The sequence below is a fragment of the Synechococcus sp. R55.7 genome (genome assembly GCF_047461955.1).
Lineage (GTDB): Bacteria > Cyanobacteriota > Cyanobacteriia > Thermostichales > Thermostichaceae > Thermostichus.
Genome location: NZ_JANSIC010000081.1, coordinates 7,195 through 10,846, shown reverse-complemented (window position 1 = coordinate 10,846; position 3,652 = coordinate 7,195). Strand labels below are relative to the sequence as shown.

The window sequence follows — 3,652 nt, the reverse complement described above, 5'->3', positions numbered from 1 at the left end:
CACAAAACCTCTGGATTCAATTTTCTTGCTCCGCACCGCCAACGCGATGGAAATCATCATCCCAGAATCATCCCAGATGATGAGAATGCTACTGAAGGGAGGTCAGAGCAAAGTGCTGTGCCTACGGCAAAGGAACCGCACCGCTGTTGCGAATGAAGCGGATACCTACGCGGAGTATGTTTGCTCTGGCCCCTTTCCTCTACCGGAAGTGCTGCGGCAAGCCTAGGCTGGGACAAAGCCTGTGGGTAAACTAAAGGTTAGGCTGGGTAGCCTATCGCCTGGCGGACTGTGTGCTCCTTAACTCGGTGTTCGCGGCACCTTTTTCTCCCTCAACTCCAACATACCTACGAGCGAGTCCATGAGCGAGACCCCCACTTCCCCAGCAGAAGCGTTCGCGGCACCAGAGCCGGTCATTGCCATCACCGGCCTGACCAAAACCTATCGCACAGGATTTTGGCTGAACAAGGTGGTCAGCCCCCTCAAAGATTTTTCTCTGACTGTGGCCCGCGGAGAAACCTTTGGGCTGCTGGGGCCCAACGGGGCCGGGAAAACCACCACCATCAAATGCCTACTGGGCATTGTGGAGCCCACCCGCGGCAGCGGCACTTTGCTGGGCAAACCCCTGGGGGATCGCTCCATCAAGCAACAGGTGGGATATTTGCCGGAGAACCCCTATTTTTACGATTACTTGACGGCATGGGAGTTTCTCCAGTTTGCCGGCAAGGTGTTTGGTCTGCCCAATAGCCTGTTGAAGGAGCGGATCCCGCAACTGCTGGAGCTGGTGGGGCTTTCTATAGATACGGCCCGCAAAAAACAACTGCGCACCTACTCCAAGGGCATGCTGCAGCGCACTGGCATGGCCCAAGCGCTGATCAACGACCCAGAGCTGGTGTTTCTGGATGAGCCGATGTCGGGACTGGATCCCATGGGCCGCTATCAAATGCGCGAGATCATTCTGTCCCTCAAGCAGCAGGGCAAAACGGTGTTTTTCAACAGCCATATCCTGGCGGATGTGGAAGTTATCTGCAACCGAGTCGGCCTGATCATCGGCGGCAAATTGGTGCATCAGGGAACTTTGGATGACTTGCTGGGAGAGAGCAAAAGCTATCGGGTACAGGGGCACGGTGGCGCCGTCGAACAGTTCCGCGACCGCCTAGAGCACTTCTCGATTCAGGGATCCCATTGGTCGGGGGAATGGAGTGGATCCCTACCGGAGTTGCTGAGCCTTTTGAACCAAGCGGGGGCACTGGTCACCGACTTGCATTGGCAACGGCAATCCCTAGAAGAATTCTTTGTGGAGCAAGTGCGGGCCATTGAAGGGGATCATCCGGTCTCTGCCTAGGCTGGCCGTTCGCACTGGTGCTATGGAGAACCCCGAGAGCAGGACGGAGTTCTGCCCTGAGTATTTCCCAGTAGGGGACTCTGTGCTCCGCACCGCTAATCGGCGGCAATAACAGCCCGGTAGTAGCCTTCCAACTGTTGGGTGGCTGCCGACCAGCTCCAACGTTCTGCCTCTTGGCGGGCTTGCTGTCGGAAGAGCTGTCGCTGCCCGACGCTGCTCAGGAGTTGCTGGGTAACCTGGACAAAGTCGCTATCCGAATTGGGATCGAACAGAAAGCCATTGCGCCCACTGTCCACCACATCGGTAATGCCGCCGCAGCGGGGGGCGATCACCGGACAACCGGCAGCCATGGCTTCCAACAGAACCAGCCCCAAGGTCTCGGTGCGGGAGGGGAACACGAACAAATCCGCCGAAGCAAAGGCCGCTGCCAGAGACTCCCCCTGCAGATAGCCCGTAAACACCACATCGTAGCCGGCAAAATGTTGCTCCAGGGATCCCCGCTCTGGCCCATCCCCCACAATAGCCAAGCGGGCTTGGGGGATCTGCTCCAACAAGACCCGGATCCGCCCCACTTCCTTCTCAGCCGAAAGCCGTCCCACGTAGAGCAAGAGAGGCCGTTCCGGTTGCCCCGCCGTGAGCCGAGCCCGCATTTCTGAACTGGCCGCCTGGGGATGAAACAACTCCGTATCCACTCCCCGCTGCCACAGTTGCACCCGCTCAATGCCGTGGGCGCTCAGCTCCTGCATCATGGCCGTCGAGGTGCAAAGATTGACCCGCGCCAAATTGTGCCCCAGCTTCAGGAGATTCCACAAAACCCCCTCCAGAAAGCCCAGCCCATAATGCTGCAGATACTTCGGCAGATGGGTATGGTAGGAGGCCACCAGTGGGATCCCCATCGTCTGGCTGTAGTAGAGGCCCCCCAATCCCAAAACCGCCGGGTTCACCACGTGGATCACATCCGGTCGGAAACGGCTGAGCAACTTGCCGATGGCCGGGCCGGGGGCAGCCAGCTTCAACTCTGGATACAGAGGCAGCGGCATCCCCGGGATCCCGTAGACCCGTGCCCGTGCAAACCGCCGGGGGGCTCCCCGGGGCGCGACGATGAGCACCGAGTTGCCTCGAGCGGTTAGGTGACGCACCGTGTGGCAGAGGCGGGTAACGATGCCATCCACCTTGGGCAGAAACGTCTCCGTAAATAGGGCTATGCGCATCAGGGATCCCAAGCCTACTGTTATTGCTCCGCAACGCTGCTGCGACCGCGCTACTCGGACGGAGCCCTTAAAGACTCTAGAATGAGTGTTGCACAAAACGACAACGCCGCTACGACTTCCGTCAGCAGACTTGAGTACCTCACTCCACCGGAAAAGAATGGGGCGTTGGCTCAGGTTCGGTTAAAGTCTGCACCTGGCCTTGGCCAAGCGTATCTGCGGCGGTTTTGCTGATCAACAGTAAGGTCGCCGCCAGGGCCAGCCCAATAATATCCCGCCACATGCTCCACTCCTCAACTCCTCACTCCTCTTGCCCATTACTGTAGCGGCGGTTTTCTCGACTGGGCAGGGATAGAGGACGGATTTTTACATAACACGAACCACTGCCAAAATTGCGGCTTTGCCCCCTGCCGGCTAGTCCCGGAACGTCAGCTGCAAGCTGGTTATCAGCAGCACCAAAGAAGATACCGCCATCACCCCTCCCCAAAACCAGTAGGGCAAGAACAAGTTTTGGGCAATCTGGCTGGAATCGGAGTGGATCACCTGCCCATTGATCACGGCAGAGGCCGTAAATAAGTAGTCAAGCTGGTGGTAGGTGCTCACACAGGCCTGCACCCCCAAAAACTGTGCGGCAAAGCCCCGCAACCAAGGGGAAGCCCAGCGAGCTACCGCCAGGATCCCCAAACCCATACCCAAGAGGAACAGGAGGCCAAAGGGAGAGCGAACCCAGAGCAGCGTCGATAGCAACAGCAGGGATCCCAAAGCCAACAACCCCAACTGGGCCGTACCTTGACGACGAGAAGCCAGGATAAAAACCGCCCCGGCCATTGGGGGCCCCATTGGCCCACCGGCGGCCACCAAAGCTCGACCCACCGGCCCCAAAAACAAGTGCCCACTGTGAAAGGCCAGCCCCGAGCCGTCGGGATAGATCTCCAGACGATGAAACTCCCCCCCCAACAGCACTGCCATCAGACCATGGCCCATCTCATGAAACCAGGTGGCCAGAATCGTAAAGGGGTAGAGGATATAGTTGCCCCAGGGGAGCTGCCAGAGCAAGACCGTCAGACCTGCAGCAGCCACCAACCAAACCAAGCTGTGCCGG

General features: G+C 58.6%; 5 protein-coding genes. 2 read left to right on the top strand and 3 right to left on the bottom strand.

All coding sequences use genetic code 11. From position 1 onward, the window contains the following. Nucleotides 1–226, top strand: a 226-nt coding sequence (locus NW820_RS06060; protein WP_414406976.1) for a hypothetical protein, incomplete at its 5' end; no start/stop codon positions are given. A 132-nt stretch (nt 227–358) separates the two neighbouring features. After that, nucleotides 359–1,342: an ABC transporter ATP-binding protein gene (locus NW820_RS06055; protein WP_414344385.1), complete on the top strand. Its 984-nt coding sequence runs from the start codon at nt 359–361 to the stop codon at nt 1,340–1,342. Between the two features lie 95 nt (nt 1,343–1,437). Here the strand turns inward: NW820_RS06055 and NW820_RS06050 are convergent, their stop codons facing one another. From NW820_RS06050 to NW820_RS06040, 3 genes are all read right to left on the bottom strand, one after another. Continuing rightward, nucleotides 1,438–2,553, bottom strand: a complete 1,116-nt coding sequence (locus NW820_RS06050; RefSeq protein WP_414357496.1) for a glycosyltransferase family 4 protein — start codon at nt 2,551–2,553, stop codon at nt 1,438–1,440. Between the two features lie 139 nt (nt 2,554–2,692). Beyond that, on the bottom strand, nt 2,693–2,833 hold the full coding sequence (locus NW820_RS06045) for a hypothetical protein (RefSeq protein ID WP_414406975.1): 141 nt from the start codon (nt 2,831–2,833) through the stop codon (nt 2,693–2,695). Between the two features lie 131 nt (nt 2,834–2,964). After that, nucleotides 2,965–3,652 (bottom strand): M50 family metallopeptidase (locus NW820_RS06040; RefSeq protein WP_414406974.1); only part of this gene is annotated, 688 nt, incomplete at its 5' end.

What these genes read in the sequence shown, in the direction of transcription:
- NW820_RS06045 (WP_414406975.1), bottom strand. Translation starts at nt 2,833, where the DNA reads ATGTGGCGGGATATTATTGGGCTGGCCCTGGCGGCGACCTTACTGTTG.
- NW820_RS06050 (WP_414357496.1), bottom strand. Translation starts at nt 2,553, where the DNA reads ATGCGCATAGCCCTATTTACGGAGACGTTTCTGCCCAAGGTGGATGGC.
- NW820_RS06055 (WP_414344385.1), top strand. Translation starts at nt 359, where the DNA reads ATGAGCGAGACCCCCACTTCCCCAGCAGAAGCGTTCGCGGCACCAGAG.